This window comes from Serratia sp. 121840015-1 (assembly GCF_053627655.1).
In genome coordinates, this window is the sequence record NZ_JBSEYF010000001.1 from 1,667,303 (window position 1) to 1,693,598 (window position 26,296).

A 26,296-nucleotide genomic window follows, 5' to 3' on the forward strand; every position below is an offset into this window, starting at 1 on the left:
GGCGACTCCCGCCCTGTTTCCTCAGGCCGCGCGCCAGCCGGAAACGATGATCAGCATGCCCACCAGCGCCACCCCGGCGCCCACCCAGTCCAGCGCGGACAGCTTCACCCCGTCCACCACCCGCAGCCACAGCAGCGCCGTCGCTACATACACGCCGCCGTAGGCCGCGTAGACCCGCCCGCTGGCCGCCGGATGCAGCGTCAACAGCCAGACAAACAGCATCAGGCTCAATGCCGCCGGCAGCAATAGCCAGGCGCTGCCCTGCTTCTTGAGCCAGAGATAAGGCAGGAAACAGCCGATAATTTCGGCGAGCGCAGTGGCGAAAAACAACAGCGTGGTTTTTAACATCGGTCGCAGTTTTCTCTCGGTAAATTAAACGAATCGGCGCTTGGCTGGTGAATTCCAGGAACGCAGTGGTATATTTGTCACCACGCCTGCGGGCGAGGTAACGCCAGTGTCGCCATCATCAGGCGCACTCACTCATAAGGATGAAACGATGAAAACATTTTCGACCCAACGACTGCTACGCGGGATGCTGCCGGTCGCCATGCTGGCCGTCATGGGCGCCTGGCAGGCGCCGGCGCTGGCCGCCACCTGCACTCAGGGCAGCACCTGCGTCACCGTCGATGGCAAAGGCAGCGGCGCGATGAGCACCGAAGAAGCGCGCCAGAGCAAAGAGCAGTGGAATGATACCAAAACCCTGCGCCACAAGGTTAACACTCGCGTCGAGAAAGAGTTCGACAAGGCCGATCGCGCGGCGGATGACGAAGACCGCTGCAACGACAGCAACAACGTCAACGCGTACTGGGAGCCGGACACCCGTAAATGCCTGGATCGCCAGACCGGGCGTCGGATTATTCCTTAATCCGCCTGCGGCGGGCGGGCAAGCGTGAAACCCGGCCGCCGTTACTGCTATCCTGTTACAGGAAGTCCATTGTCTAAAAGGATGACGTGATGAAAAAAACGCTGATATTAACCGCTGTATTGCTGGCCGGCGCGCCGTTGGCGGCCCTGGCCTCCTGCGAAAGCGTGAAAGCGGACATTTCGCAAAAAATCATCAATAACGGCGTTCCGGAGTCCGGCTTCAAACTGGAGATCGTGCCTAACGATCAGGCCGATCAAGCCGGCGGCCAAGTGGTCGGCCACTGCGAAAACGACACCCAGAAGATCGTCTATACCCGCCTGAACAACGGCGACGATCGCGGTGACGCGGCGCAGACCGGCACCAGCCAGGACACCTCCAACACGCAGTAAGCCGCTTCGGCTACCCAGGGCGCGCAACAGCCGCGCCCTTTCCTTTTCCCTTAAGCCTGCTCCGCCTCTTCCTCTTCGCCCTGCGGTCGACAACGCGCCGGGATCAGCATCGCCGCCGCCAGCGCCAGCAACGACACCAGCGCCGACACCAGGAACACCCAATGCAGCGAAGCCGCCACCTGCTGGATAAGCTGCGCCAGCGCTTCGCTCCCCATGCTCTGCCGCACCGCCGGCTCCATCAGCCGCTGCACCGGATCGTCGATTTCCGGCAAGCGCCACTGCAGGTTGAGGTTCAGCGTGGCGCCCAGAATGGCGGTGCCGATGGCCGACCCCACCATGCGGGTAAATACCGTACAGGCGGTGGCGATGCCGCGAATGCTGTAATGCGCCGCGTTCTGCACCGACACTAAAAACGTGGTGTTGCACAGCCCCATGCCGGCGCCGACCATAAACGCCGCCACCCGGCCCCACAGCAGGCCGCCGTTCGGCTGCAGCATCAGCAGGATCAGGCCGCCCGCCACCAACAGCAGCGCCCCCAGCAGCGCCGTCGCGCGATACGAGGTCATCAGCATCAAACGGCCGCTCAGCGTGCTGGCCAGCGGCCAACCGATCGACATCAGCGCCAGCGTGGTGCCCGCCTCCAGCGGCGAGCCGCCCATTACGCCCTGAATGAAAGTAGGCAGGAAGGCGCTGATGCCCATCATCGCCGCGCCGATCACCAGCCCGCCGATGTTACCGGCAACGATCACCCGGCTTTGCCACAGCGCCAGTGGGAACAGCGGTTCGACCGCGCGCCGCTCCTGGCGGACAAGCAAAGCCAGCGAAGCCGCCGCCAGCGCGAGCAACGGCGCCACCCACCATCCCAGGCTTTCCATCTGCAACAGCGCCAGCAGCAGCGCCGAAACGAACAGCGTCAGCCAGGCGGTGCCCGCCAGATCCAGCGCGTGCCGCCGCAGCTGCTGATGCGCCGGCAGATAGCGCCAGAGGAAGAACATCGCCAGCAGGCCGATCGGCAGATTGACCCAGAACACCAGCGCCCACGGCAGATGCTGGACGATAAACGCGCCCAGCAACGGGCCGATGATCGCCGACACGCCCCACACGCTCGACAGGTAGCCCATCACCTTCGGCCGCTCGGTAGCGCTGTAAATATCGCCGATGATGGTGGAGGCGATCGGCATGATGGCACCGGCGCCCAACCCTTGCAGCAGACGGAAGCCGATCAGCCAATACATGTCGGGGGCGAAGCCGCACAGCACCGATCCCAGCAGGAACAGCGTAGCGCCGAAGAAGAACACCCGCTTGCGGCCGTAGAGATCCGCCAAGCGGCCGTAGATGGGAATGGTGATCGCCTGCGCCAGCAAATAGACCGCGAACACCCACCCCAGCAGCGAGAAGCCGCCGAGATCGCCGATGATGGTCGGCATGGCAGTGGCGACGATGGTGGCTTCGATCGCCGACATGAACATCGCCAGCATGCAGGCGATCAGAATCAATGGGCGGTGGGCGATGGGTGCGGGTGAAACGTTATTTGTCATGGCGTTATGCAGGTTTCCTGGCGTTTTTATTTTCCCTGAGTATATCAGCAAGCGCCTGCGCCAAGTCTATCCGCCCTCACATCCTGTCTTTGCCGGCGGCGAATCGCACCATTTGGACTGATTGTTACGGCGTAACGTTTTGCTGCGGATTTTTTTCACTTTCCGCGCATCCCAGCGCTGACGCGGGCTGAGGCGCCGATCCGCGTAATCTCAATCAACTGATTTTGTTCATAAAACTTGGCATGGCCAACGACAGGGTGCTATACCTTCCCTAGCCGGGGTCATTGGGCTTCGTGCTTTCTCTAGTTTAAATATCAGTATCTTATACTGATTAACTCACGTATTGAGCCACCGTTCAGCACGCTATGCCGAACACACCCTTCGCTCAATGTCGCTAACCTCATGCGAAACGCCCGTTTTGTACCGCCACGCCCGCCGGGCAGTGGGTAACAATCAGAGCGGAATGCGCCGTCTCGTCGGCCGCTCCGCGCAACGGAGGACGCAACATCATGCACAAGTCAGCGCCATACCGGCGCCTGCTCCTCGGGAGCCTGCTGTTTATCGCCGTCATCGCGCTGCTGGTTTACGGCATCGGTTGGGAAACCCTTAAGTCGCGCCGGGAAGATTTGATTTACCTCGGCCAGCAGCACATGTTCCTGGTGGTGTGTTCCATGCTGCTGTCGCTGCTGGTCGGCATTCCCAGCGGCATCCTGCTGAGCCGCCCCTTCGCCCGCCGCTGGGCGGAGCACGTGATGCAGATCTTTAACGTCGGCAACACCCTGCCGCCGCTGGCGGTGCTGGCGCTGGCGATGGTGATTATCGGCATCGGCGACCGGCCGGCGGTGGTGGCGCTGTTCCTCGCCTCGCTGCTGCCCATCGTGCGCAATACCTATGCCGGCCTGCGTTCGGTGCCGCCGGCGCTGGTCGAGGCCGCCAACGGTATTGGCATGACCGCCGGGCAGCGGCTGCGCCAGGTCGAACTGCCCAACGCGCTGCCGGTGATCTTCGCCGGGGTGCGCATCGCGATGGCGATCAACGTCGGCACCGCGCCGCTGGCGTTTTTGATCGGCGCCAGCAGCTACGGCGAGCTGATCTTCCCCGGCATCTACCTGAACGACTTCCCGACGCTGATCCTCGGCGCCGCCGCCACCGCGCTGATCGCCCTGCTGCTGGATCTGGCGCTGGCCGGTCTCGGCCGCCGGCTCAGCCCGCACACCGCATCCTGATGGGAGAAACGCGATGACTCGATGGTTACAACGCCTCCGCCACGCGCTGCTGTTCTCTTTGCTGATGACCGGCGCGGCCGCCTGGGCCGCCCCGCTCACGCTGGCGAGCAAGAACTTTACCGAACAGCGCATTCTGTCGGCGATCACCGTGCAATACCTGCGGGCCAAAGGTTTTCAGGTCGAACCCAAGACCAATCTGGCCACGGTGATCACCCGCAACGCCATGATCAACAAACAGATCGACATGACCTGGGAATACACCGGCACCTCGCTAATCATCTTTAACCACATCAATAAGCGCATGACGCCGCAGGAAACTTACGACACGGTGAAAAAGCTCGACGCCAAACTCGACCTGGTGTGGCTGCAGCCGGCGGACATGAACAACACCTACGCCTTCGCCATGCAGCGCCAGCGCGCGGAAAAAGAGCAGATTCGCACCATGTCGCAGCTGGTGGCCAAAGTGGAACAGGTGCGTAAAACCGACCCAAAACACAACTGGCTACTGGGGCTGGATCTGGAGTTTGCCGGCCGCTCGGACGGCCTGAAGCCGATGCAGGCGCTGTACGACATGCCGCTCGATCGCCCGCAAATCCGCCAAATGGACCCCGGCCTGGTTTACAACGCCATCCGCGACGGCTTCGTCGATGCCGGGCTGGTGTACACCACCGACGGCCGGGTGAAAGGCTTCGATCTGCAGGTGCTCGAAGACGACAAGGGCTATTTCCCGAGCTATGCGGTCACGCCGGTGGTGCGTGCCGACGTGTTGCAAAACACGCCGGGGCTGGAAGCGGCGCTGAACACGCTGTCGAAACAGTTCAACAATCAGGTGATCACCGAGCTTAACGCCAGGGTGGATATCGACTACCAGACGCCGCAACAGGTCGCCGACGCGTTCCTCAAGCAGCGCGGCCTGATTTAGGGAGGCATGTGATGAATACTGTACTTTACGCCTGGCAAAACTGGGCCTATATCGCCGGATTGACGCTGGAGCACCTGCTGCTGGTCGGCGTCGCCGTCGGCCTGGCGATCCTGATCGGCGTGCCGCTCGGCGTGCTGATCGTCCGCCACAAATGGCTGGCGACGCCGGTGCTGAGCCTGGCCACGCTGGTGCTGACCGTGCCCTCCATCGCCCTGTTCGGGCTGATGATCCCGCTGTTTTCCTTAATCGGCCACGGCATCGGCTACGTGCCGGCGATCACCGCGGTGTTCCTCTACTCGCTGCTGCCGATCGTGCGCAACACCCACACCGCGCTCGACAACCTGCCCGGCGGGCTGCGCGAAGCCGGCCGCGGCATCGGCATGACGTTCTGGCAACGCCTGCGCTGGGTAGAGATCCCGGTGGCGCTGCCGGTGATTTTCGGCGGCATTCGCACCGCCGTGGTGATGAATATCGGCGTGATGGCGATCGCCGCAGTGATCGGCGCCGGCGGCCTCGGCCTGCTGCTGCTCAACGGCATCAGCAGCAGCGACATCCGCCAGTTGATTACCGGCGCCGTGATGATCAGCCTGCTGGCGATCGTCCTCGATTGGTTATTGCACCGCTTGCAAATTGCGCTAACGCCCAAGGGGATCCGCTCATGATTAAATTAGAAAATCTGACCAAACAGTTCATGCAGAAGAACGGCACGCCGTTCAACGCCGTCGACAACATCAATCTGGACGTACCGGAAGGCGAAATCTGCGTGCTGCTCGGCCCTTCCGGCTGCGGCAAAACCACCACGCTGAAGATGATCAACCGCCTGATCGAACCCACCGGCGGCACCATTCTGATCAACGGTGAAGACACCAGCGCGCTGGATACCGTCAGCCTGCGCCGCAAAATCGGCTACGTCATCCAGCAGATCGGTCTGTTTCCCAACATGACCATCGAAGAGAACATCACCGTGGTGCCACGCATGCTGGGCTGGGACAAAAAACGCTGCCACGATCGCGCCGAGGAGCTGATGAGCATGGTGGCGCTGGATCCCAAGCGCTTTTTGCACCGCTACCCGAAAGAGATGTCCGGCGGGCAGCAGCAGCGCATCGGCGTGATACGAGCGCTGGCGGCCGATCCGCCGGTGCTGCTGATGGATGAACCCTTCGGCGCGGTGGACCCGATCAACCGCGAAACCATCCAGAACGAGTTTCTCGACATGCAGCGCCAGCTGAAAAAGACCGTGATGCTGGTGAGCCACGACATCGATGAAGCGCTGAAGCTCGGCGATCGCATCGCGGTGTTCCGCCAGGGCAAAATCGTACAGAACGCCAGCGCCGATGAGCTGCTGGCGCGGCCGGCGAACGACTTTGTCGCCTCCTTTGTCGGCCAGGACCGCACGCTGAAGCGCCTGCTGCTGGTGCAGGCCGGCGACGTGGCCGATCGGCAGGAAACGGTGACGGTGCGGCGGGAGACGCCGCTAGTGGAAGCGTTTGGGTTAATGGACGATATCGACGCCCGCTCGGTGACGGTGGTGGACGCCGACGGCAAGCCGCTGGGGTACGTCAAACGCCGTGAGGCGCGCGGCGCGCCGGGCGTCTGCGCCGACAGTCTGCACCGTTTCCGCGTCACCGCCCGTGCGGAGGAGAACCTGCGCGTGGTGCTGTCGAAGCTGTACGAGCACAACACCTCCTGGATGCCGATCGTCGATGAAGACGGCCGCTACAGCGGCGAAATCTCGCAGGATTACATCGCCGACTACCTCAGCTCCGGCCGCACGCGCCGGGTGCTGACGCCGCAATAACTCACTCAGGGGCGCTCACCGCCCCGCCCACGCCGCAGTTTGCTAAAGATTCACTGGTCATCGGCCGGAGCGCCAAGCACAATGCGCTGATGACCCTTTGATTTTTCTCACGACGCCGCCCACGCATGAAAAGATTGGTCCACCTGCACCACTATCGCGCCCTGTTGCGCAGCCTGTTTATCGCCGTGTTCATCGGCGTCGCCGCCGCTCTGGCGGTGTGGCTGTTCCACCGTTCGATGATTGGCCTCGAGTGGCTGCTGCTCGGCAATGCCGACGGCAGCCTGGTGGCCGCCGCCGCCGCGCTGCCCGGCTGGCGGCGCGCCCTCACTCCGGCGCTGGGCGGCCTGGCGGCTGGCCTGCTGCTGTATATTCACCAGCGCTACCGCCACCAGCGCCCGGCGGCGCCCACCGACTATATGGAAGCGATCGAGACCGGCAACGGCAAGCTGGACACCGGCGCCAGCCTGGTGAAGTGCCTGGCGTCGCTGCTGGTGGTGTCGAGCGGCAGCGCCATCGGCCGCGAAGGCGCGATGATCCTGCTGGCGGCGCTGGTGGGCTCACTGTTCGCTCAGCGCTTTACGCACGAGAAAGAGTGGAAACTGTGGGTGGCCTGCGCCGCCGCCGCCGGGATGGCCAGCGCCTATCATGCGCCGCTGGCGGGCAGCCTGTTTATCGCCGAGATCCTGTTCGGCACCCTGATGCTGGCCTCGCTCGGCCCGGTGGTGATCGCCGCGGTCAGCGCCCTGCTGATGACCAACCTGCTCAACGGCGGCCAGGCGCCGCTCTATATGGTGACGCCGCTCGCGGCTCCCTTGCCGACGCAATACCTGCTGATGGCGCTGGTCGGCGTGGTGGCCGGCGCCGGCGGGCCGCTGTTTTTATGGCTGATGACCGCCTCCGGCCATGCCTTCCGCTCGCTGCGGTTGAAGCCGCCGTTGCAGCTGGCGCTGGGCGGCCTGATCGTCGGGCTGCTTTCGCTGCTGTTCCCGCAGGTATGGGGCAACGGTTACAGCGTGGTGCAGGCGCTGCTGATCGCGCCGCCGGGGGTGCTGCTGCTGGGGGCGATCCTGGTGTGCAAACTGTTGGCGATCCTGGCCAGCAGCGGGTCGGGCGCGCCGGGCGGGGTCTTCACCCCGACACTGTTCGTCGGCGCCGCGCTCGGTTCGATCATCGGTCAGCTGTTTGGCCTGTGGCCGGGCATGGATACGGCGGTGCCGCTGCTGCTGGCGCTGACCGGCATGGCTACCCTGCTGGCCGCCACCACCCATGCGCCGATCATGGCGGCGCTGATGGTATTTGAAATGACCGGCGAATACGCGCTGCTGCCCGGCATTCTGCTCTCGTGCGTGATCGCCACCACCGTGTCGCGCGGCCTGCGGCCGGTGTCGGTGTATCATTCGGCGCCGCCGCCCAAACGCGAGGCTTAGAACTCGCCCTGCTGCAGGATTTTCCTGAACTGCGGGCACTGCAGGTGCTCGGGCTCAGGGCAATCAACCAGGTGGCGCAACCCGTCGCGCACCTGCACCAGGCGCTGGATATGGCTATCCAGCTCATCCGCTCGTGCAGCCAGCAGCCCGCGATCGAGCGCTATCTTGCCCCGTTCGTCAAACAAGGCGCTCATCTCGTCCAGCGTAAAACCGGCCAGGCGCGCCAGCGCGATCAGCCGCAGTTGGTCAAGCACGCCGGCGGCGTATTGGCGACGCAAACCGTGGCGGCCTATCGACGCGATCAGCCCTTTCTTCTCGTAATGCCGCAGCGCGGAAGGCGCGATCCCGCTCAGGCGCGCCACCGCGCCGATATCCAGTTCTTTTGCCATTGACTTGAAGCCGACTTTAAGTTGCACACTGTGCGCACATTATCACGTCACTGAGCCAAGGACACCCCAATGACCCCCGATCTGTTAGTGCGCATCCTGTTAACCGGCGTTGGCGCCACCCTCTGCATGGATCTGTGGGCGCTGCTGCTGAGGCGGCGCTTCGGCATCCCTTCCCTCAATTATGCGCTGGTGGGCCGCTGGTTTCTCGGCATGTTCGACGGCCGCTGGTTTCACGCCACCATCGTTACGGCGCCGCCGCGCCGGGGGGAGAGAGAAATCGGCTGGATATTGCATTACGCCATCGGCATCGCGTTTGCCTTTATCCCGATCGGTTTGGCGGGCATCGGGTGGTATGCGGCGCCGGAGCCGCTCATCGCGCTGTTGAGCGGCTGGCTGAGCCTGGCGGCGCCGTTTCTGGTGATGCAGCCCGCGCTGGGCTTTGGCGTGGCGGCGGCGAAAACCGCCTACCCGCGAAAAGCGCGGCTCCTTAGCCTGCTCACCCACACGGTGTATGGGCTGGGCCTGCTGATTGCCGCCCGGCTGTTGGCGGCGCTGTGCGCTTGAGCGAGCTTACAGCAGCGTGGAAATATCGAGGTAGTGCGCCAGCTCGCGCTGCTCCGCGCGTGGCAAATAGGGAATTTCACCCAGCAGCGGCGCGGGAATGCGCTGCTGCAGCGCCGCGATGGTTTCGGCATAGTGCGCCAACCCCGGGTTGATGCGGTTGGCCACCCAGCCCAGCAGCGGCAGGCCGTCGTTGATGATCGACTGCGCGGTCAGCAGTGCGTGGCTGACGCAGCCCAGCTTGATGCCCACCACCAGCACCACCGGCAGCTGTTCCTGCACCACCCACTCGGCGTAAGGCCGCAGATCGTTCATCAGCACCCGCCAACCGCCGCTGCCTTCCACCACCACCGTGTCGGCTTTGGCGGACAGATCCCGCAGACCGCTGCTCATCACGCCATAGTTGATGTCCTCGGTCGCATGCGCGTGAAACACCTCATCCAGGCAGGTGATGGGATTGATCTCCTCGTAGGACAGCGGCAGGGTTGACGATGCCTGCAACACCAAAGCGTCTTTATTGCGGATGCCCTCGCTGGTTTCCTGGCAGCGTGCGGCGATCGGCTTGTAGCCGGCCACCGAACGGCCCTCGGCGGCCAGCGCCTGCATCAACCCGCGGGAAACCACGGTTTTACCGACGTCGGTATCCGTGCCTGTCACAAATAAACGCTTCAACATGAATAAAATGCCCCAGAATGCCCCGTTAACAATGTGTCGCCGCATCGGCGGCGAAGAAGTCTTTCGGAAAAATTCTAGGGGATGCGCCCCCATAGGGGCTTGAGGTAGCTCAATCTTTTGCGGAATTAATAAGAAGTTCTGATGTTAGCCCTGCAGCAGCTGTACCAGCAACGAACCGTTGTACAGCGCCTCTTTCACCAGCGCCGCGCCGGGCATGGTGCCCTTATTGAAGAACTGCGTGGATTCGACCTTGACCTGCTCGCTGTAGGTCGGCAGCGCCTGCTGGCGAATGCAGGAGGCGATGGCCGGGTGCAGGATCTCCGCCGCGCGGTTGAGCGGCGAGCCCACCAGGATCTTCTCCGGATTGAACAGGTTGACCATGATTGCCAGAATGCGCCCCACGCTGTGCCCAACGCCGAGAATGATGTCCCGCGCCAGCTGATCGCCCGCCAGCGCGGCGTCGCACAGCGATTCGACGGTCAGCGGCGCGCCGTGCAGGCTGGAGCTCATCGAGCCGCTCAGCCGCTGCTGGGCGATCTCCAGCATGTTTTCGATGCTGGCCACGGTTTCGAGACAGCCGTGGTTGCCGCAGTAGCAGCGTTTGCCGTAGGGATCGACCTGGGTGTGGCCGATCTCCACCACGCTGTGGCTGCCGGCGTGCAGCACATGGCCGCCGGTGATCACCCCGGCACCGACGTTGTGGTCGATCACCACCTGAATGACGTTCTGGCTGCCGCGCGAGGCGCCGTACAGCGCCTCGGCCATGGTCCAGGCGCTGATATCGTGCTGCAGGTAAACCGGCAGGCCGGTGCGGGTTTCCAATGCCGGACCGAGCGGCATCTCCAGCGCGTCGTAAAACGGCATGCGATGCACCACGCCGGACTGCACGTCGATCATGCCCGGCAGCGTGATGGCGATCGCCGTCAGCCGCTCCAGCTTGCTTTGGTGGCGGATAAAGAATTGGTCGACTTCGGTCAGGATGCGTTTCAGCAACGGTTCAGGATGTTCGGCCGCCAGCGGCAGCTGCTCCTCAACCACCAGTTTGCTGCTGAGATCGCGCAGCGCCAGCGTGATGCTGCCGCGGCTGATGCGGGCAGAAAGGTAGTGCCAGGCCTCGGTGTCCAGCACCAGCCCCACCGCCGGGCGGCCCCGGCTGCCGATTTCCTGGTACTCGGTTTCCTTGACCAGATGGGCTTCCAGCAGTTCGCGCACGATCTTGGTGATGCTGGCGGGCGCCAGCTGCGCGCGTTTTGACAGTTCGATGCGCGAAATCGGGCCCAGTTGATCGATTAGCCGATAAACCGCCCCCGCATTGGTCTGTTTGATTTGATCGATATGCCCAGGCTGCCCAACCGCAATCACAAACCTGCTCCTACTATTTTTCGCGCTTCTAAATAAAGACTAGGGGTTATGGTGGGGCTTTTGTCATACAGCGTCAACTATTTGATTCGTTATGTGATTTGCTGCACAAATTCCTCGCAATTTCAGCGTGAATTGATTTTTATTTGCCCAAGCTCAACGTCATTTCAGCATCAACGCCATCAGCGCCTGCGCGGCGGCGGTCAGCGGCCGCCGGCGGTGATGCACCAGCCACACTTCGGTGGTGGCGTCCGGCTCCGCCAGCGGCAAATAGCGCACGCCGTCCACCCGCACCCGGGCAAATGAGGCCGGCAGAATCGACACCCCTAACCCGGCGGAGACCAGCCCGATGATGGTCATCGCTTCCCCCACTTCCTGGGTGATGTACGGGGTAATGCCGGCCTTGCCGAGCAACAGCAGTATTTCGTCGTACAGCGCGGTGCCCACTTCGCGCGAGAAGAACACGAACGGCTCCTGCGCCAGATGTTGGAAACGCAGCGCGCCGCCGGGCGTTTCCGCCAGCGGATGCCCTTCCGGCACCACCGCCACCAGCGGTTCACGCAGCAGCAGCTGGTAGTGGAGCGCCTCCGGCAGCCGCGTGTTGCGCATTACCCCCAGATCCAGCTCACCGTTCAGCAACGGCTCGATCTGCTGTTTGGTGTTGATTTCGCGCATTTTGATATGCACCTGCGGAGACTGCTGACGGAAAGCGCGCAGGCTGCGCGACACCACGCCGATGAAGGGCGCGGAAGAGGTAAAGCCGATGGTCATTTCCCCCAGCTCGCCGCGATCCAGACGCGCCGCCTTTTCCGCCGCCCGCCCGACCTGATCGAGCACCTGATAGGCTTCTTTGAGGAACATCTCCCCGGCCTGGGTCAAACTGACGTTGCGGTTGTTGCGCGCCAGCAGCCGCGCGCCGACCATCTCTTCCAACGCCTGGATTTGCTGGCTGAGCGGCGGCTGGGAGATCCGCAGCCGTTCGGCGGCGCGGCCAAAATGCAGCTCTTCCGCCACGGCGATAAAGTAACGCAGGTGTCTCAGTTCGATATTCATATTTAAAACATCTTAATTTTAATTATTAATATATTAGACAAAAAACTCGCCGTTCCCTATCATTTTGTTATCTGTAAAGTGTCTGTTTATCTCCCCGAAGTTCGGTAAGGAAACGCTGTGACAACCCCTGTGCGTTCTGCGGCCGCGATGCCGTCGACGCTGGCCGCCAACGATGACGCGGCCGCTGCGCCAAAAGTAAAACGCTCCACCCTCAACAACAAACTCCCCTATATCGAACGCGGCACGCCGCAGTTTATGCGCGTGACGCTGGCGCTGTTTTCCGCCGGGCTGGCGACCTTCGCGCTGCTCTACTGCGTGCAGCCGATTCTGCCGGTGCTGTCACAAGATTTCGGCGTATCGCCGGCGGAAAGCAGCCTGTCGCTTTCGGTCTCCACCGGTCTGCTGGCGATCGGCCTGATGTTCACCGGGCCGCTGTCCGACGCCATTGGCCGCAAGTCGGTGATGGTGGTAGCGCTGCTACTGGCGGCGGTATGCACGCTGATCTGCGCCTTTATGACCAGCTGGCACGGCATTTTGCTGATGCGCGCGCTGATCGGCCTGTCGCTGAGCGGCGTGGCGGCGGTCGGCATGACCTACCTCAGCGAAGAGATCCACCCCAGCTTCGTCGCCTTCTCAATGGGGCTGTACATCAGCGGCAACTCGATCGGCGGCATGAGCGGCCGCCTGGTGACCGGGGTGTTGACCGACTTCTTCTCCTGGCGCGTATCGCTCGGGGTCATCGGCCTGTTCGCCCTCGCCGCCGCCTGCATGTTCTGGCGCATCCTGCCCGCCTCGCGGCATTTTCGCGCCAGCTCGCTGCGCCCGCGCACCCTGCTGATCAACTTCAAGCTGCATTGGCACGATAAGGGCCTGCCGCTGCTGTTCGCGGAAGGTTTCCTGCTGATGGGCAGCTTCGTCACCCTGTTCAACTACATCGGCTATCGCCTGCTGGCAGATCCTTACCACCTGAGCCAGGCGATTGTCGGCCTGCTGTCGGTGGTATACCTCACCGGCTCCTACAGCTCGCCCAAGGCCGGCGCGCTCACCTCACGCTTCGGGCGCGGCCCGGTGCTGCTGGCCTCGATCGTGATTATGCTGATCGGGATTCTGATTACCGCGCTGCCGCAGGTGCCGGCTATCTTTATCGGCATGATGCTGTTCACCGCCGGTTTCTTCGCCGCCCACTCGGTGGCCAGCAGCTGGATCGGCCGCCGCGCGCGCCGCGCCAAAGGCCAGGCGTCGTCGCTGTATCTGTTCTGTTATTACGTTGGCTCCAGCGTAGCCGGCACCCTCGGCGGCGTGTTCTGGCACAGCTTCGGCTGGAATGGCGTGGCGGCGTTCATCAGCCTGATGCTGCTGCTGGCGCTGTTGGTGGTGCATTACCTGAAGCGCCTGCCGGAAGCGGCCCGCCTCTGAAAAGAAAAAGCCGCGGTGGTTTGCCGCGGCTCGTCATGCCAGTGCCTGTGATTATTGGCCGGTTTTCCAGCGGGTGCGCAGGTACTCCACCGCCTTGTCCGTTTGCGGCTCAGCCAAATAACGTTGCCGGAACAGGATGGTTCCCCCCATCCCCGGCAGGCTCTCGTTGAGATCCAGCTGCCTTTTCAGCTCGGGAACGCCGCCGTCGACGGTCCAGGCCGGCTCGCTGGCGGCAGGCGTACCCACTTTATACAACGCCACCCCGGCATAGAGCCGAACCGGCGTACCTTTCACCACCTCGGCCCACCAGTGGGCCAGCACGTCGTAGCGGACAATTTCACGATCAAAAGGCCAATACAGCTGCGGCGCGATGTAATCGAGCAGCCCCAGTTTGACCCACTGGCGCGTATCGGCATAGGCCGTATCGTACGATGGCGCGCCGGCCCGCGTCGCCGAGCCGGCAGGATCGTCCGCCTGGTTTCGCCAGACGCCCGCCGGGCTGACGCCAAACGCCACCGCGGGCTTCAAGGCTCGCACGGTGGCTGAAACCTGTTTTATCAATTGCAGCGTGTTGTCCCTGCGCCAGGCGGCTTTGTCTGCAAACCCTTTGCCGTATGCGCGATACGTTCGTTCATCATCCAGCGGCGATTGCGGCGTTTCGTAATAGAAATAATCGTCAAACTGAATGCCGTCGACCTCATAGTTTTTGACAATTTCGGTCACCACGCTGGTGATCCAGTTGCGCACGTCGGGCAGACCGGGATCGAGCACGAAGCGCTCGTTGGCGGTGCGAATCCAGTCGGGATGCAGCGCATAGACGCTGGCCGGCGGCGACTGCAGCGTATGATTAAGTGCGTCAATCGTTTGTGGGCGGGTATTCATAGAAACCCGATAGGGATTCAGCCAGGCATGCACTTTGATGCCGCGGCGGTGCGCTTCTTGCAGCATAAAGGCCAGCGGATCGTAACCCGGATCCTGGCCCACGGTGCCGGTCAAGACTTCTGACCAGGGCAAGATATTTGAGCGCCACAGGGCCGTGCCGTCCGGTTTAACCTGAAAATACACCACGTTAATCCCGGTTTTCACCATCTCGTCCAGCGCGTCCGTCAGCCCCTGTTTCTGCAGGCGAACCCGCTCTTGCGCGGTTTCCGCTTTCAGGGAGGCCGCCGGCGGCCAATCCAGGCCAATGACCGTGGCCAGCCAGATGCCCCGCATCGGTGTTATCGGCGGCGTCGGTTGCGGGGGCTTCTCCGGTTCGGGCGGCTTGGCGCACCCGCTCACGCCCAGCATGGCGGCCATCAACAGCCATCCGCCTAATTTTGTTGCGCCTGTCGGCATTCTGGTTCTCCTTCCGTGAGTGACGGTTATCCCATGTCGTTGCGTGCAGAGCAAGAAACGCCCCGATTTGTCAGTGCTATTTCGCTGCCGGCGTCGCCCTGTTCAGACGACGCCGGTGTCCTTATCCCATTACCAGCTCAGCCCCGTGCCGCGAGGGAACGCCACCTTGCCCGTATTGGTTTCCACATCGTAGTCATGCCAGGTGTTGACCGGCAATTTGCCCTGCGGTTTGATTTTACCCGTCAGCACCTGCGCCAAAGAGACCATCGAAGGGCCACGCCACACGCCGCTGTCATAACCGTAGTAGGAGTAGGTGGCGACGGCCGCCTCCACCTCGGCGGCATAGTTCACGATATCGTAAGGTGCGCGCAGTGAGAGGTGAACGCGTTTCTTCCCCTGCTCGGCGGCGTATTTCAACCAGCCCGGATAAGGGCTGCTGTCATTGCTCGCTCCGGTTGCGGAGGTAACGACCCCATCCTGTTCAGCCGGCGTAAAGCGGGTTGAGAGGGTTCCGAGCAAGAACACGTCGCAGCCGGCAATATGTTCCCTAACCTGGGCGTCGCTCAGTTCCGTTTCCTTCGCGGCAACGACGTTCTGATACCCCTCTTGCGCCATCACGCGCGCAATGCCGTTCGCCTGCTCGCCCCACGGCGTCAGAATAAAGTAGCGCAGCGCCTTGTCCTTTAACGGCAACAGGCTGTGGCGGTTGATCACCACGGTAATGGAACGATCGGCGATGCATTTTTCCAGCTTGTGCGCTGACGACGCAACGTCGTTGGAACACGGCCTATCGCTATGGTCCATCAGGCTATGGCGTAATTTCAGGCGCAAAATTCGCTCGACCGAGGCATCGATATCGGCCTCGCTGAGATGCCCCGTTTTCACTCTGTCCGCAAGGTACCGGATCAACGCCGGTAGCAGGCTCGCCTGGGCCGGCGAGGCGATGCTGACAGGCATCAAAGCAATATCCACCCCGGCGGCAAAGACGTTTTCAGCCGCCGCTTGCTGGCTGAAATGCTCGGCAATCGCGCCCATATCCAGCGCATCTGAAATCGTTACGCCCGCATACCCCAATTCATTGCGCAGGATCTGGGTCTGAATTTCATGCGACATGGTGGCCGGCACCGTGATTTTTTCACCGCTGCGGGTATCTATCTGGCGGTTATCCAATGCCGGATACTGAATATGCGCGGTCATGACCATGTCCGGCGCCGCGCAGCGATCGATGGCCTGCTTGTAAGGGGCGATATCGATGGCAAAAGCCTCTTCCCGCGTGCGATCGACGCGCGGCAAACCGGTATGCGAGTCGGTGGAGGTGCTGCCATGGCCGGGGAAGTGTTTATATGCGGTGATCAGCCCCTGGTGCTTCATGCCCGCCACCATTTTCTCTGCCAGACGAGAAACGGTATTCTTATCATCGCTGAAGGCGCGAACGTTAATCACCGGGTTGAACGGGTTGGTGTTGACGTCCACGACCGGGGCAAAGTTGGTATTGATATGCAACGCGCGCATATCCTGGGCCATCAGCTTGCCCTGTTCAACGGCGAGCTGTTTATCCGCACCGCCCTCAATCGCCGCCGCCAGCGCCATATTGCCGGGGAAAGAGGCATAGTCGCCGCGCGGCAGCCGAAAAACGTTACCGCCTTCGTTATCCGTGCCGATAAACAGGCGAATGCCGGCGTGCGTTTTCATCGCGGCATACCAGGCCGTCAACGTTTTGATCTGCTGCTCGTCTTTCAGATTATTGGCGAACAGGATCACCCCACCCACGTGGTTATCGGCGATCAGCTTGCCAATGGCTTCATCGGGGACGGTCATATCCTGATTGCTGCTACCGTTCCGATCCCAGTAGCGAAAATCCAGCATGATTTTTTGCCCGATCTTCTCTTCCAGCGTCATGTTTTTGACTTTCTGTTTAATATCCACAGTGAACCTCCGTTTAAAGCACCCGTTAATGACAGAAGAAAAGATAACCCCAAGGGCTCATAGCGTCCTGCCATTCTGTTTGTTCCAGTGATTGGACAACGGCGATCGGAAAATGGATTAAACAAAACGCAAACAAACAGGAGAAAATCCATCAATGAATCAAAACACTACGCATACCGGGTGTATTACGTGCCCTGCCGTAGAGGCCGCTATGGCGCATTTTCCGCTGGTAAGCCGGGTGGCCGGTGAAGCTGCCGTCGGCTCAGGGGCCGATGTTGCCCCCAGTCCGCCACTCTTCTATAGTATGTTGTAACTAATATAGGAGCATGCGATGAGCAGATACGATGTAATTGGCCGGATGAACGCCTGCTTTACCGAGCTGGAGCAGGCGCTCGGCGCGCTGCAGCAGCAGATCGCCCCGCTGCGGTTGCTGGCGGCGCGGGTGTTCAGCCTGCCGGAGGTTGAAAAAGGTCAGGAGCATCAGGCTATCTCGCATATCGCGGTCGAACAACATGTGGGGCAAGCAGCGCGCGATCTGGCGCTGGAGCATTATCAGCGGCTATTCATCCACCATAACCGGGAGAATGTCAGCAGCAAGGCCGCCGTGCGCCTGCCCGGCGTCATCTGCCTGGCGGTGGAACAGCCGGAGTATCAGGCGCTGCAAACGCAGCTGGCGCTCATCAACCGACTGAAGGGCGAACTGGAACAGATTATCACCGTCGATTCCGGCCTGGCGCCGGAGCAGCGTTTCGAGTTCGTGCACACCCATCTGCACGGGCTGATTACCCTCAGCGCCTATCGCACCCTCACCGCCCTGACCAATCCCGACTCCGTGCGCTTCGGCTGGGCCAACAAGCACATCATCAAAAACGTCAAGCGGGACGACATCCTGGCGCAGCTGGAGAAAAGCCTGAAAGCCGGCCGTGCAGTGCCGCCGCACAGCCGTGAACAGTGGGCTGCCCTGGTCAGCCGCGAGATAGACGACGTCAGCCGCCTGCCGCAACACGCGACGCTGAAAATCAAGCGGCCGGTCAAAGTGCAGCCAATCGCCCGGGTGTGGTATCAGCAGCAGCAAAAACAGGTGCAACACCCCTGCCCGCTGCCGCTGATCGCCCTGTGTCAGGCCGAGAGCGGCGCCACAGTGCCGAAGATTGGCGAGCTGCTCAACTACGACGTCGACGCGGTGAAACACCGCTACAAACCCGACGCCCGGCCGCTGCGGCTGCTGGTGCCGCGCCTGCACCTGTATACCGACGACGCTACTCGCTGAGGGCATACACCCGCAGGCGATGGCCGTCCGGATCTCGCGCCACGAAGGTGTAACCGAACTCCATCTCGGTCGGCGTTTGCTCAATCGGCAGCCCGAGTTCGCGCCACTGGTTATAGCGCGCCTCGACCTCTTGCGGATCCTGGCACAAAAAGCCCAGTTCACCGCCGCCGCCGGTCAGGGTCGCCGTAGGTTTTACCCCCTGTTTGGCCCACATCCCCAGCTTGAAGCCGTTGTTGAGCACGAACAGGGCGAAGCCGGGGGAAAGCTCTACCGGCGCCTGTCCCAGTAAACGTTGATAAAAGGCAGCGCTGTTCAGCGGGTTGTCGACGTAAAGCAGGGTCATGCTGGGAAGGGTCATCGGTCTGTCCTCTGGGTGATGGGAACCGGCCGGTTCCCGATAGGCACAGACTAAGGGGTGCGACTGACAGTTTATGGCAGCAGCGTGCCGCTATTGCTCCGCAATGCCCTCGCTGAGGCGCCACTCTTTCAGCAGCAGCCGCCGGCCGCGCGGATAGCGCTGTTCCAAAGGCGTAGCAGCCTGAATGCGATCGAGGCGAAAATGGCGAAACGCCTGACGCAGCTCGCACCAGGCGACCAGCATCTGGAACTGGTCGAAAAAACCCAGCGCAAAGGGCCACAGCAGGCGTTCGCTGCGCTGCCCCGCCAGATCGAGATAGTCGATATGCAGCTTGCGCTCGCGGCGGATGGTGTCACGGATCAGCACCCGCATCGCATCCGCCACCGGCGGCGCCTGAACCGGCGCGATCAACAGCGTGTTGGCCTCCAGCTCCTCCCGCAGCGCCGGCGGCAGCACGTCGGCGATCTTGGCCAGCGCCTGGCCCGCCGCGCTCGCCAGCTGGCTGTCGCCGCGGCGGCTGACCCAGCGCATCCCCAGCACCAGCGCCTCTGTCTCTGCCTGCGAGAACATCAGCGGCGGCAGCATAAAGCCGGGCCGCAGCACATAGCCGACGCCCGCCTCGCCGACGATCTCCGCCCCCTGCTGCTGCAGCGTAACGATATCGCGGTACAGCGTGCGCATGCTGATGCCCAGCGTTTGCGCCAGCGCATGGCCCGCCACTGGATAACGGTGGCCGCGCAGCAGCTGCATCAGATCGAGTAAACGTTGTGTGCGCGACATATCACGGCTCCCTGCATAACGCAGTTTGGACAAAGTCGGCAAAGGCCCGCGCCTTGGCCGAGACGAAATGACCGCCGGGGAACACCGCCCACAGCGCCAGCGGCGGCAGCTGCCAGTCCGCTAATGCCGCGATCGCCGCCCCGCTTTGCAGCTCGCTGCGGAACATGCCTTCGCTGGCGATAGTGGGCCCGAATCCCGCCAACACCAGCTCGCGCACGCACTCCGCCGCATTGACCCGCATGCGCCCCGGCAGCCGCAGCGCGCGCTGTTCTCCTTCGCGGCTGAAGCGCCAGTGCTCGCCGCCACCACGGCGGTGGTAAATCACCAGCTCGTGCTGCAACAGATCTTCCGGCCGCTGCGGCATGCCGGCGGCGGCAAAATAGCCGGGCGTGCCGATCACACATTGCTTTACCTCACCCAGTTTACGGGCGGTAAAGCCGGAATCTTCCAGCTCGCCGATACACAGGGCAATATCGATGCCCTCTTCAATCAACGACAGGTTGCCGTCATCCAGCAGCAGATCGATGCTCAAACGCGGGTTGGCACGCATAAACGCCGTCAAATCAGGCAAGGGAACGATGCGGGCGAACACCGCCGCCGAGGCGACCCGCAGCCGGCCGCTCAGCGTTTCGCCGGCGTTCTGCACCAGCGCTTCCGTCTCCGCCAGCTCGTTCAGGATACGCCGAGTGCGTTGATACAGCTGCTGCCCCGCATCCGTCGGCTGCAGGCCGTGGGTCGAGCGCAGCATCAGGCGTGTGCCGAGCTGCTGTTCCAGCCGCGCCACCGCTTTCGAGACCGCCGGCTGCCCCACGTGCAGCCGCCGCGCCGCTGCGGTAAAGGAACCGCTCTCGTAAACGCAGGCATAGGTTTCGTAATCGGCAAACTTGCCCATAGCATTCCTTACTGGAATAACGGTTAGCATTTATTGCAGTCTACACGCGCCATTCAGGAATGGGCAAGATGAGCGCAACCCTCACTCCCGTCAGGAGAACGCATGACACTGCAAGACAAACTCGATGCCTTCAAAGCGGAGTTCGAATCCGGCCAACTGCCGTTCACACTCACAGAACAAGAGCACGCGCTGATGCGTAAGGCGATCCAAACGCAGATCGCTGCCGGCATCGCCGAACGCGCCCTGAGGGTCGGCGACGCCGCGCCCGACTTTACCCTGTCGGACGGCGAAAACCGGCCATGTTCCTCCGCGGCGCTGTTGGCGAAGGGCCCGCTGGTCGTCAGTTTCTATCGCGGGATCTGGTGCCCCTACTGTACGCTCGATCTGCAGGCCCTGCAGGCCGCATTGCCCGCCATCACGCAGTACGGCGCGCAGCTCGTGGCCGTTTCGCCGCAGAGCGCGGTGCATAACCGCCAGGCCATGCGCGATCACGATCTCACCTTTGCGCTGCTCAGCGATGCCGGCAACCGTCTGGCGGCCCAATTCGGCCTGCGTTACCGCCTGCCGGACGCGCTGATCGCCCTGTATCAACAGCGGCTCGGCCTCGATTTGGCGCAGTTCAACCAGGATGATAGCTGGACGCTGCCGCTGCCGGCGCGGTTCGTCATCGCCCGCGATGGCCGTATCGCCTATGCCGAAGCGCACGCCGATTACACCCGGCGGCCTGAGCCGCAGGCGCTGTTGTCGGTGCTGGAGAGATTGGCTTGAAAAGACGGGGCGCAAACGCGCCCCGTTTGAACATGACGTGATTATTTCTGCATGCTGCCGACCATCGCTTCCGGCCGCACCCACTCGTCGAACTGCGCGTCGGTCAGGTAGCCGAGCTTCAGCGCCGCGGCTTTCAGCGTCAGTCCTTCCTTGTGCGCTTTCTTGGCGATTTCCGCCGCCTTGTCGTAGCCGATGTGGGTGTTGAGCGCCGTCACCAGCATCAGCGATTCGTTCAGCAGCTGGGTGATGCGATCTCGGTTCGGTTCGATGCCCACCGCGCAGTGCTCGTTGAAGCCCTGCATGCCGTCGGCCAGCAGCCGAATCGACTGCAGGTAGTTGTGGATCACCATCGGGCGGAACACGTTCAGCTCGAAGTTGCCGGAAGCGCCGCCGATGTTCACCGCCACGTCATTGCCCAGCACCTGGGCGCACAGCATGGTCATCGCCTCGCACTGGGTCGGGTTGACTTTGCCCGGCATGATGGAGCTGCCCGGTTCGTTCTCCGGGATCGAAATCTCGCCGATGCCGCAGCGCGGGCCGGACGCCAGCCAGCGCACGTCGTTGGCGATCTTCATCAGCGAAGCCGCCAGCCCTTTCAGCGCGCCATGCCCCTGCACCAGCGCGTCGCAGGTCGCCAGCGCTTCGAACTTGTTCGGGGCGGTGACGAACGGCTGATGGGTCAACTCCGCCAGCGCTTTGGCCACGCGCACCGCGTACTCAGGATGGGTGTTCAGGCCGGTGCCAACCGCCGTGCCGCCCAGCGCCAGCTCGGCGATGTGCGGGATACTGTCTTCGATGTGCTTCAGGTTGTGCGCCAGCATCGCCGCCCAGCCGGAGATCTCCTGCCCCAGGGTCAGCGGCGTGGCGTCCTGCAGGTGGGTGCGGCCGATTTTGACGATGTCGCGGTAGGCTTCGGCCTTGTCGCTCAGCGTCTTGTGCAGCACTTTCAGCTCGGGGATCAGGTGCTCGCGCAGCGCAATCACCGCCGCCACGTGCATCGCGGTGGGAAACACGTCGTTGGAGCTCTGGCTTTTATTGACGTCGTCGTTCGGGTGCACCTTGCGCTCTTCACCGCGCACGCCGCCCAGCAGCTCGCTGGCGCGGTTGGCCAACACTTCGTTCATGTTCATGTTGGTCTGGGTACCGGAACCGGTTTGCCAGATGGACAGCGGGAACTGATCGGCATGGCTGTCCGCCAGCACTTCGTCGGCGGCGTTGATGATGGCGGCGCCCCGCTCGGCCGGCAGCAGCCCCAGATCCACGTTCACCTGCGCAGCGGCGCGCTTGGTCAACGCCAGCGCATGGATCAGCGCGGTCGGCATCTTTTCGGAGGAAATGCGGAAATGCGCCAACGAGCGCTGGGTCTGCGCGCCCCACAGCTTGTCGGCCGGTACTTCGATGGGGCCCATAGAGTCTTTTTCGATACGAACGCCTGCCATCATTGTCTCCTTAGCATAATTCCTAAAATTGTAGGGTTAGGCCGACGCGCTCCCCCCCGTCGGCACGCACTCCCAGTATAGTGACATAATAACTATTCGCATTAAGAGAGTTATCTCACAGCACGTTTCATCTCTTTTACTCCTGCATGACGCGGTTATTTGCCGCCGGTTAACCCGCGCCAAAATAAACGGCCGGGCATGCCCCGGAGAATACAAGCGTGGGTCACGATTAACGCGGATGACGCGAATTAAAATTATTGATGCGCTGGGCCTGTAAATGATTGAGCTCATCGATGCGTTGCTGCTGCAGATGATTGATTTCGTCGTAGGCGTCCTGCCGTTCATTATGGCGATAGGCCCCGGTCGCCACCGCGCCGGCGGTGAGCGCCAGCGGATGGGCCACGGGCGCGATCGCGGCGGGAAGCACGACCGGCGCGGGTGCAACGACAATCGGCGCCGGCGCGATCACCACGGTGCGCGGCGCGGCGTAAGGATAGGTGACAATCACCGCCGCCTGGGCTGCGCCGGTGCAAAGCCCCAACAGCAACAACAGTTTTTTCATGCAACAGACCTCTGGTTTCGTTAAATCGACTCGTTAGCCCTTACGGTAAAGAGGTCTGGCGCGCCGGTTTAAGCTCGGCGTGTGATCGCCCCGCGCAGCGCGAAAATAATAATAAGGGAATGGCTCAGACGGTAAAAAATAAATTCAGCCGACATATTTTGACATGCTGAAAAATAAATAATGAGGCAGGATGCCCGGGCTATCGGCAATAACCCCATTGCCCCAAAGAATAATCGATTAGCGGCTTTTGACGGCCGCCTTGAGGCCCAGTGCGCCATTTGAGGCGCCGATCGTTATCACGTTATACTTTGGCCCGTTGCCGGGCGCGACGTTATCCGGCGTTATTTTGATCGCGCCCATGATTTTTCCCGCCGACGCGGGCGTATGATGGTCGTCGGCATAGATTAAGTTAATCTTATAAAATCAGTGAGTTATTGCTATGCAGTGCGGCAATGACGCAGAAGGACGTTTATCGACATGCAAAAAATGACCAACGCGGTACAGAATTACGCCTGGGGCAGCCACGATGCGCTGACCCGTCTTTACGGCATCGCCAACCCCGATAATCAGCCGATGGCCGAACTGTGGATGGGCGCCCATCCCAAGAGCCCTTCCCGCGTGCCGGGCGCCGATGGCGCACTGCGTTCGCTGCGCGAGCTGATCGATGAAGACCAGCCAAAGCAACTGGGCGCCGACGTCGCCAGCCGCTTTGGCGAGTTGCCGTTCCTGTTTAAAGTGCTGTGCGCCGATCAACCGCTGTCGATCCAGGTCCACCCGAGCAAAGCGGCGGCCGAGATCGGCTTCGCGAAAGAGAACGCCGCAGGCATCCCGCTGAGCGCCGCCGAACGCAATTACAAAGACCCCAATCACAAGCCCGAACTGGTGTTCGCCCTGACGCCGTTCCTGGCGATGAACGGCTTTCGCGAACTGACCGATATCGTTTCCCTGCTGCAGCCGATCGCCGGCGCGCACCACGACATCGCCACCTTCCTGCAGCAGCCGGACACCGCGCATCTGTCCACCCTGTTCGCCAGCCTGTTGACCATGAGCGGCGAGCAAAAGTCGCTGGCGCTCGGCGTGCTGAAAGCCGCGCTCAACAACCAGCAGGGCGAGCCCTGGGATACCGTGCGCTTTATCGCCGGCTTTTATCCGGACGACAGCGGCCTGTTCTCACCGCTGCTGCTGAACGTGGTGCAGCTCGCGCCGGGCGAAGCGATGTTCCTGTACGCGGAAACGCCGCACGCCTACCTGAAAGGGGTGGCGCTGGAGGTGATGGCCAACTCGGATAACGTGCTGCGCGCGGGCCTGACGCCGAAATTCATCGACGTGCCTGAGCTGCTGGCCAACCTGCAGTTCCGCCCACAGCCGGCGTCCGGCCTGCTGACCCAGCCGGAGCAACGCGGCAACGAGCTGTTCTTCCCGATCCCGGTGGAGGATTTCGCCTTCTCGCTGCACGATTTGACCGCCGCACCGCAGGCGCTGGCGCAGCGAAGCGCGGCCATCGTGTTCTGCGTCGCCGGCGAAGCGACGCTGGAAAAATCCGGGCAGCGCCTGACGCTCAAACCGGGCGAATCCTGCTTTATCGGGGCTTTCGAATCCCCGGTCAACGTCAGCGGCAGCGGCCGCATCGCCAGGGTTTATAACCAGCTGACCTAACCGTTGATAAATTTCAGCAAATTGCTTGCTGAAAGCGAGAGCTACCCCCACAATTAAACGCCTGCGGGCGTTTTTTGTCGGCCCCTATTTGCCCCTCCCGCGCAACGGAGGGTGATAAGAAAAAAGGATGAAACAGAGCTATGAAAAAATCGTTAGTCGCTGTCAGCGTCATTGTGGTTCTTGGCGCAGCATGGACCGGGGCATCCTGGTACACCGGGAAACTGATCGAGCAGCACATGGGCGAAGTCGTGGACAACGCCAACGGCCAGCTGAAAGCTTACCTGCCGAAAGCCGGCGTGAAGTTGAGCTATGAAAATTACCAGCGCGGCCTGTTCAGCAGTAAAGTGCGTTATGTGCTGCGTTCCGACGGCACGGATACCAGTGAAAACGCGGCGCTGAAAGCCGGTGAAGAAGTGGCGTTCCTGGAAACCATCGATCACGGCCCGTTCCCCTTCGCCCAGCTGAAAAAATTCAATCTGCTACCGAGCATGGCGTCGGTGCATACCGAGCTGGAAAATACCCCGGCGGTGAAAGGTCTGTTTGACACCACCAAAGGCAAATCGCTGTTTACCGCCGATTCGCGCATCTCTTACAGCGGGGACACCTCGTCTGCCATCGACATCATCCCGCTGGACTACCAAAAAGATAAGTCTTCGCTGAAATTCAGCGGCGCCACCATTAACGCTGACGTGTCCAGCGATCTGAAAAAATTCGTGCTGGACGCCAATAGCGACAATATCGTGTTCGCCAGCCCGAACGAATTCGGTCAAAACGAGCAGATCACCTTCCAGGGCTTCAACCTGAAAGGCAACAGCAACGAGAGCAAGTTCGGCGTGAAGCTCGGCGATCAGACGATGACGCTGAAGCAGTTCAAACTGACGATCGACGGTAAAGATACCGTGGCGTTGGACGGTTTCAACCTGGTGAGCAAGTTCGGCGAGCAAGGCAGCAGCAACATCGGCGGCCAGATCGACTACACCATGGACGCGCTCAAGGTGCAGGGCAACGACTTCGGCGCCGGCAAGCTGGCGCTGAAAATCGACAACGTCGACGGCAAGGCGCTGAAAGACTTCGCCGACAGCTACAACCGCCAGACCATGGCGCTGCTGCAACAGGGCGAGAACCTGGATCCGGCCGTGTATGAGCAGCAAAACGCCGAACTGCTGCAAAAGAACCTGCCGCTGCTGCTGAAAGGCAACCCGAGCCTCAGCATCGCACCGCTGAGCTGGAAAAACAGCAAGGGCGAGAGCACCTTCACGCTGGATCTGGCGCTGACCGATCCGAGCAAGGCCGCCTCCCCGGCACAATCGCCGGATCAGCTGATCGCGCAGGCGGTTAAAAAGCTGGATATCAACCTGACCATTCCGGAAGCGATGGCCACCGAAGTGACCGCGAAAACCGCGCTGTTGCAGGGTTACAATGAGGAAGACGCGCAGAAACTGGCGCAGCAGCAAGTACAGGGCCTGGCAGCCATGGGCCAGATGTTCAAGCTGACCACCCAGAAAGACGGCGTGATCGCGAGCACGTTCCACTATGCCGACAATCAGGTTGACCTGAACGGCAACAAAATGTCGCTGCAGGAGTTCATCGGCCAGTTCGGCCTGCTGGGCGCCCCGGCGGAAGACGGCGAACCGGCGCAGGATGCACAACCTGCTCCGGCACCGGCGCAGTAAGCGTTTGAAAGCCTGA

At 61.9% G+C, this 26,296-nt stretch carries 27 protein-coding genes; 13 read left to right on the forward strand and 14 right to left on the reverse strand.

Going from position 1 to position 26,296, the window contains the following annotated elements:
- Window positions 1–21: 21 nt before the first annotated feature.
- Window positions 22–348, reverse strand: a complete 327-nt coding sequence (locus ACUXAC_RS07995) for a YnfA family protein (protein WP_025302721.1) — start codon at window positions 346–348, stop codon at window positions 22–24.
- Window positions 349–496: 148 nt separating this feature from the next.
- Here ACUXAC_RS07995 and ACUXAC_RS08000 point away from each other — a divergent pair, with 148 nt between their 5' ends.
- Window positions 497–865: a DUF1283 family protein gene (locus tag ACUXAC_RS08000; protein ID WP_038873959.1), complete on the forward strand. Its 369-nt coding sequence runs from the start codon at window positions 497–499 to the stop codon at window positions 863–865.
- 89 nt (window positions 866–954) lie between these two features.
- Window positions 955–1,254, forward strand: a complete 300-nt coding sequence (locus ACUXAC_RS08005) for a DUF1161 domain-containing protein (protein WP_049199199.1) — start codon at window positions 955–957, stop codon at window positions 1,252–1,254.
- A 50-nt stretch (window positions 1,255–1,304) separates the two neighbouring features.
- Here ACUXAC_RS08005 and ACUXAC_RS08010 read toward each other — a convergent pair whose 3' ends face one another.
- Window positions 1,305–2,792, reverse strand: coding sequence for an MDR family MFS transporter (locus ACUXAC_RS08010; protein ID WP_055312384.1), 1,488 nt, complete (start codon window positions 2,790–2,792; stop codon window positions 1,305–1,307).
- Between the two features lie 509 nt (window positions 2,793–3,301).
- On the opposite strand from ACUXAC_RS08010, the gene ACUXAC_RS08015 reads away from it, so the two are divergent.
- The 5 genes from ACUXAC_RS08015 to clcB all read left to right on the forward strand — a co-directional run bounded on the left by ACUXAC_RS08015 (window position 3,302) and on the right by clcB (window position 8,165).
- Window positions 3,302–4,018: an ABC transporter permease gene (locus ACUXAC_RS08015; RefSeq protein ID WP_004938551.1), complete on the forward strand. Its 717-nt coding sequence runs from the start codon at window positions 3,302–3,304 to the stop codon at window positions 4,016–4,018.
- Window positions 4,019–4,082: 64 nt separating this feature from the next.
- Window positions 4,083–4,940, forward strand: a complete 858-nt coding sequence (locus ACUXAC_RS08020) for a glycine betaine ABC transporter substrate-binding protein (RefSeq protein ID WP_342121607.1) — start codon at window positions 4,083–4,085, stop codon at window positions 4,938–4,940.
- An 11-nt stretch (window positions 4,941–4,951) separates the two neighbouring features.
- Entirely contained in the window at window positions 4,952–5,602 is a 651-nt protein-coding gene (gene osmW, locus ACUXAC_RS08025; protein ID WP_049199194.1) for an osmoprotectant ABC transporter permease OsmW, read from the forward strand.
- Complete coding sequence (osmV, locus tag ACUXAC_RS08030) at window positions 5,599–6,738, forward strand: osmoprotectant ABC transporter ATP-binding protein OsmV (protein WP_060440021.1); 1,140 nt, start codon at window positions 5,599–5,601, stop codon at window positions 6,736–6,738. Before osmW ends, osmV begins: the two co-directional genes overlap by 4 nt.
- Before the next feature lie 125 nt (window positions 6,739–6,863).
- A complete protein-coding gene (clcB, locus tag ACUXAC_RS08035) occupies window positions 6,864–8,165 on the forward strand; it encodes a voltage-gated ClC-type chloride channel ClcB (RefSeq protein WP_454266591.1) in 1,302 nt (433 codons plus the stop codon).
- On the opposite strand, the gene ACUXAC_RS08040 is transcribed toward clcB, so the two are convergent.
- Window positions 8,162–8,554, reverse strand: coding sequence for a helix-turn-helix domain-containing protein (locus ACUXAC_RS08040; protein WP_087763471.1), 393 nt, complete (start codon window positions 8,552–8,554; stop codon window positions 8,162–8,164). The two genes, clcB and ACUXAC_RS08040, sit on opposite strands and share 4 nt — an antisense overlap.
- Before the next feature lie 69 nt (window positions 8,555–8,623).
- Between ACUXAC_RS08040 and ACUXAC_RS08045 the strand changes: the two genes are divergently transcribed.
- A complete protein-coding gene (locus ACUXAC_RS08045) occupies window positions 8,624–9,118 on the forward strand; it encodes a DUF2938 family protein (protein WP_060419099.1) in 495 nt (164 codons plus the stop codon).
- A 6-nt stretch (window positions 9,119–9,124) separates the two neighbouring features.
- Here the strand turns inward: ACUXAC_RS08045 and bioD are convergent, their stop codons facing one another.
- The 3 genes from bioD to ACUXAC_RS08060 all read right to left on the reverse strand — a co-directional run bounded on the left by bioD (window position 9,125) and on the right by ACUXAC_RS08060 (window position 12,202).
- Window positions 9,125–9,790: a dethiobiotin synthase gene (gene bioD / locus ACUXAC_RS08050; protein WP_049199186.1), complete on the reverse strand. Its 666-nt coding sequence runs from the start codon at window positions 9,788–9,790 to the stop codon at window positions 9,125–9,127.
- 144 nt (window positions 9,791–9,934) lie between these two features.
- The gene (gene mlc, locus ACUXAC_RS08055) at window positions 9,935–11,152 is read right to left on the reverse strand and encodes a sugar metabolism global transcriptional regulator Mlc (RefSeq protein WP_454266592.1); all 1,218 of its coding nucleotides are present in this window, start codon (window positions 11,150–11,152) and stop codon (window positions 9,935–9,937) included.
- 159 nt (window positions 11,153–11,311) lie between these two features.
- Complete coding sequence (locus ACUXAC_RS08060; protein WP_047727629.1) at window positions 11,312–12,202, reverse strand: LysR family transcriptional regulator; 891 nt, start codon at window positions 12,200–12,202, stop codon at window positions 11,312–11,314.
- 147 nt (window positions 12,203–12,349) lie between these two features.
- Here ACUXAC_RS08060 and ACUXAC_RS08065 point away from each other — a divergent pair, with 147 nt between their 5' ends.
- On the forward strand, window positions 12,350–13,618 hold the full coding sequence (locus ACUXAC_RS08065) for an MFS transporter (RefSeq protein WP_031300458.1): 1,269 nt from the start codon (window positions 12,350–12,352) through the stop codon (window positions 13,616–13,618).
- A gap of 51 nt (window positions 13,619–13,669) precedes the next feature.
- On the opposite strand, the gene ACUXAC_RS08070 is transcribed toward ACUXAC_RS08065, so the two are convergent.
- Together ACUXAC_RS08070 and ACUXAC_RS08075 are read right to left on the reverse strand one after the other, a co-directional pair.
- The gene (locus ACUXAC_RS08070) at window positions 13,670–14,956 is read right to left on the reverse strand and encodes a glycoside hydrolase family 10 protein (RefSeq protein ID WP_454266593.1); all 1,287 of its coding nucleotides are present in this window, start codon (window positions 14,954–14,956) and stop codon (window positions 13,670–13,672) included.
- Between the two features lie 129 nt (window positions 14,957–15,085).
- Window positions 15,086–16,882: a glycoside hydrolase family 3 protein gene (locus tag ACUXAC_RS08075; RefSeq protein ID WP_225528844.1), complete on the reverse strand. Its 1,797-nt coding sequence runs from the start codon at window positions 16,880–16,882 to the stop codon at window positions 15,086–15,088.
- Window positions 16,883–17,213: 331 nt separating this feature from the next.
- On the opposite strand from ACUXAC_RS08075, the gene tus reads away from it, so the two are divergent.
- Window positions 17,214–18,152, forward strand: coding sequence for a DNA replication terminus site-binding protein (tus, locus tag ACUXAC_RS08080; RefSeq protein ID WP_038873930.1), 939 nt, complete (start codon window positions 17,214–17,216; stop codon window positions 18,150–18,152).
- Here the strand turns inward: tus and ACUXAC_RS08085 are convergent.
- The 3 genes from ACUXAC_RS08085 to ACUXAC_RS08095 form a co-directional block, all read right to left on the reverse strand.
- On the reverse strand, window positions 18,142–18,510 hold the full coding sequence (locus ACUXAC_RS08085; RefSeq protein WP_060419106.1) for a VOC family protein: 369 nt from the start codon (window positions 18,508–18,510) through the stop codon (window positions 18,142–18,144). The genes tus and ACUXAC_RS08085 overlap by 11 nt on opposite strands.
- Before the next feature lie 90 nt (window positions 18,511–18,600).
- Window positions 18,601–19,290 carry a helix-turn-helix transcriptional regulator gene (locus ACUXAC_RS08090; protein ID WP_159317971.1) on the reverse strand — a complete coding sequence of 230 codons (690 nt, stop codon included), beginning with the start codon at window positions 19,288–19,290 and terminating at the stop codon, window positions 18,601–18,603.
- A gap of 1 nt (window position 19,291) precedes the next feature.
- Window positions 19,292–20,182, reverse strand: a complete 891-nt coding sequence (locus tag ACUXAC_RS08095) for a LysR family transcriptional regulator (protein ID WP_060440030.1) — start codon at window positions 20,180–20,182, stop codon at window positions 19,292–19,294.
- Window positions 20,183–20,284: 102 nt separating this feature from the next.
- On the opposite strand from ACUXAC_RS08095, the gene ACUXAC_RS08100 reads away from it, so the two are divergent.
- Window positions 20,285–20,950 carry a peroxiredoxin-like family protein gene (locus tag ACUXAC_RS08100; protein WP_102984750.1) on the forward strand — a complete coding sequence of 222 codons (666 nt, stop codon included), beginning with the start codon at window positions 20,285–20,287 and terminating at the stop codon, window positions 20,948–20,950.
- Between the two features lie 41 nt (window positions 20,951–20,991).
- Here the strand turns inward: ACUXAC_RS08100 and fumC are convergent, their stop codons facing one another.
- The 3 genes from fumC to ACUXAC_RS08115 all read right to left on the reverse strand — a co-directional run bounded on the left by fumC (window position 20,992) and on the right by ACUXAC_RS08115 (window position 23,311).
- Window positions 20,992–22,389, reverse strand: coding sequence for a class II fumarate hydratase (fumC, locus tag ACUXAC_RS08105; protein ID WP_060419115.1), 1,398 nt, complete (start codon window positions 22,387–22,389; stop codon window positions 20,992–20,994).
- Window positions 22,390–22,618: 229 nt separating this feature from the next.
- Complete coding sequence (locus tag ACUXAC_RS08110; protein ID WP_102984751.1) at window positions 22,619–22,951, reverse strand: hypothetical protein; 333 nt, start codon at window positions 22,949–22,951, stop codon at window positions 22,619–22,621.
- Window positions 22,952–23,188: 237 nt separating this feature from the next.
- Window positions 23,189–23,311 (reverse strand): hypothetical protein, encoded by a 123-nt coding sequence (locus ACUXAC_RS08115; RefSeq protein WP_255359321.1) that lies wholly within the window; start codon window positions 23,309–23,311, stop codon window positions 23,189–23,191.
- 117 nt (window positions 23,312–23,428) lie between these two features.
- Here ACUXAC_RS08115 and manA point away from each other — a divergent pair, with 117 nt between their 5' ends.
- Complete coding sequence (gene manA / locus ACUXAC_RS08120) at window positions 23,429–24,607, forward strand: mannose-6-phosphate isomerase (RefSeq protein ID WP_060419119.1); 1,179 nt, start codon at window positions 23,429–23,431, stop codon at window positions 24,605–24,607.
- A gap of 140 nt (window positions 24,608–24,747) precedes the next feature.
- Window positions 24,748–26,280: a YdgA family protein gene (locus ACUXAC_RS08125; RefSeq protein ID WP_060419122.1), complete on the forward strand. Its 1,533-nt coding sequence runs from the start codon at window positions 24,748–24,750 to the stop codon at window positions 26,278–26,280.
- The last annotated feature ends 16 nt before the right edge of the window (window positions 26,281–26,296 follow it).

Bases quoted from the DNA above. Each gene is read 5' to 3' on its own strand.
- ACUXAC_RS08010 (WP_055312384.1), bottom strand. From the start codon at position 2,792: ATGACAAATAACGTTTCACCCGCACCCATCGCCCACCGCCCATTGATT.
- ACUXAC_RS08020 (WP_342121607.1), top strand. From the start codon at position 4,083: ATGACCGGCGCGGCCGCCTGGGCCGCCCCGCTCACGCTGGCGAGCAAG.
- tus (WP_038873930.1), top strand. From the start codon at position 17,214: ATGAGCAGATACGATGTAATTGGCCGGATGAACGCCTGCTTTACCGAG.
- osmW (WP_049199194.1), top strand. From the start codon at position 4,952: ATGAATACTGTACTTTACGCCTGGCAAAACTGGGCCTATATCGCCGGA.
- ACUXAC_RS08085 (WP_060419106.1), bottom strand. From the start codon at position 18,510: ATGACCCTTCCCAGCATGACCCTGCTTTACGTCGACAACCCGCTGAAC.
- ACUXAC_RS08125 (WP_060419122.1), top strand. From the start codon at position 24,748: ATGAAAAAATCGTTAGTCGCTGTCAGCGTCATTGTGGTTCTTGGCGCA.
- ACUXAC_RS08015 (WP_004938551.1), top strand. From the start codon at position 3,302: ATGCACAAGTCAGCGCCATACCGGCGCCTGCTCCTCGGGAGCCTGCTG.
- ACUXAC_RS08045 (WP_060419099.1), top strand. From the start codon at position 8,624: ATGACCCCCGATCTGTTAGTGCGCATCCTGTTAACCGGCGTTGGCGCC.
- osmV (WP_060440021.1), top strand. From the start codon at position 5,599: ATGATTAAATTAGAAAATCTGACCAAACAGTTCATGCAGAAGAACGGC.
- ACUXAC_RS08070 (WP_454266593.1), bottom strand. From the start codon at position 14,956: ATGCCGACAGGCGCAACAAAATTAGGCGGATGGCTGTTGATGGCCGCC.
- ACUXAC_RS08040 (WP_087763471.1), bottom strand. From the start codon at position 8,554: ATGGCAAAAGAACTGGATATCGGCGCGGTGGCGCGCCTGAGCGGGATC.
- bioD (WP_049199186.1), bottom strand. From the start codon at position 9,790: ATGTTGAAGCGTTTATTTGTGACAGGCACGGATACCGACGTCGGTAAA.
- ACUXAC_RS07995 (WP_025302721.1), bottom strand. From the start codon at position 348: ATGTTAAAAACCACGCTGTTGTTTTTCGCCACTGCGCTCGCCGAAATT.
- ACUXAC_RS08090 (WP_159317971.1), bottom strand. From the start codon at position 19,290: ATGTCGCGCACACAACGTTTACTCGATCTGATGCAGCTGCTGCGCGGC.
- ACUXAC_RS08065 (WP_031300458.1), top strand. From the start codon at position 12,350: ATGCCGTCGACGCTGGCCGCCAACGATGACGCGGCCGCTGCGCCAAAA.
- ACUXAC_RS08005 (WP_049199199.1), top strand. From the start codon at position 955: ATGAAAAAAACGCTGATATTAACCGCTGTATTGCTGGCCGGCGCGCCG.
- clcB (WP_454266591.1), top strand. From the start codon at position 6,864: ATGAAAAGATTGGTCCACCTGCACCACTATCGCGCCCTGTTGCGCAGC.
- ACUXAC_RS08060 (WP_047727629.1), bottom strand. From the start codon at position 12,202: ATGAATATCGAACTGAGACACCTGCGTTACTTTATCGCCGTGGCGGAA.
- manA (WP_060419119.1), top strand. From the start codon at position 23,429: ATGCAAAAAATGACCAACGCGGTACAGAATTACGCCTGGGGCAGCCAC.
- fumC (WP_060419115.1), bottom strand. From the start codon at position 22,389: ATGGCAGGCGTTCGTATCGAAAAAGACTCTATGGGCCCCATCGAAGTA.
- ACUXAC_RS08000 (WP_038873959.1), top strand. From the start codon at position 497: ATGAAAACATTTTCGACCCAACGACTGCTACGCGGGATGCTGCCGGTC.
- ACUXAC_RS08115 (WP_255359321.1), bottom strand. From the start codon at position 23,311: ATGGGCGCGATCAAAATAACGCCGGATAACGTCGCGCCCGGCAACGGG.
- ACUXAC_RS08110 (WP_102984751.1), bottom strand. From the start codon at position 22,951: ATGAAAAAACTGTTGTTGCTGTTGGGGCTTTGCACCGGCGCAGCCCAG.
- ACUXAC_RS08095 (WP_060440030.1), bottom strand. From the start codon at position 20,182: ATGGGCAAGTTTGCCGATTACGAAACCTATGCCTGCGTTTACGAGAGC.
- ACUXAC_RS08100 (WP_102984750.1), top strand. From the start codon at position 20,285: ATGACACTGCAAGACAAACTCGATGCCTTCAAAGCGGAGTTCGAATCC.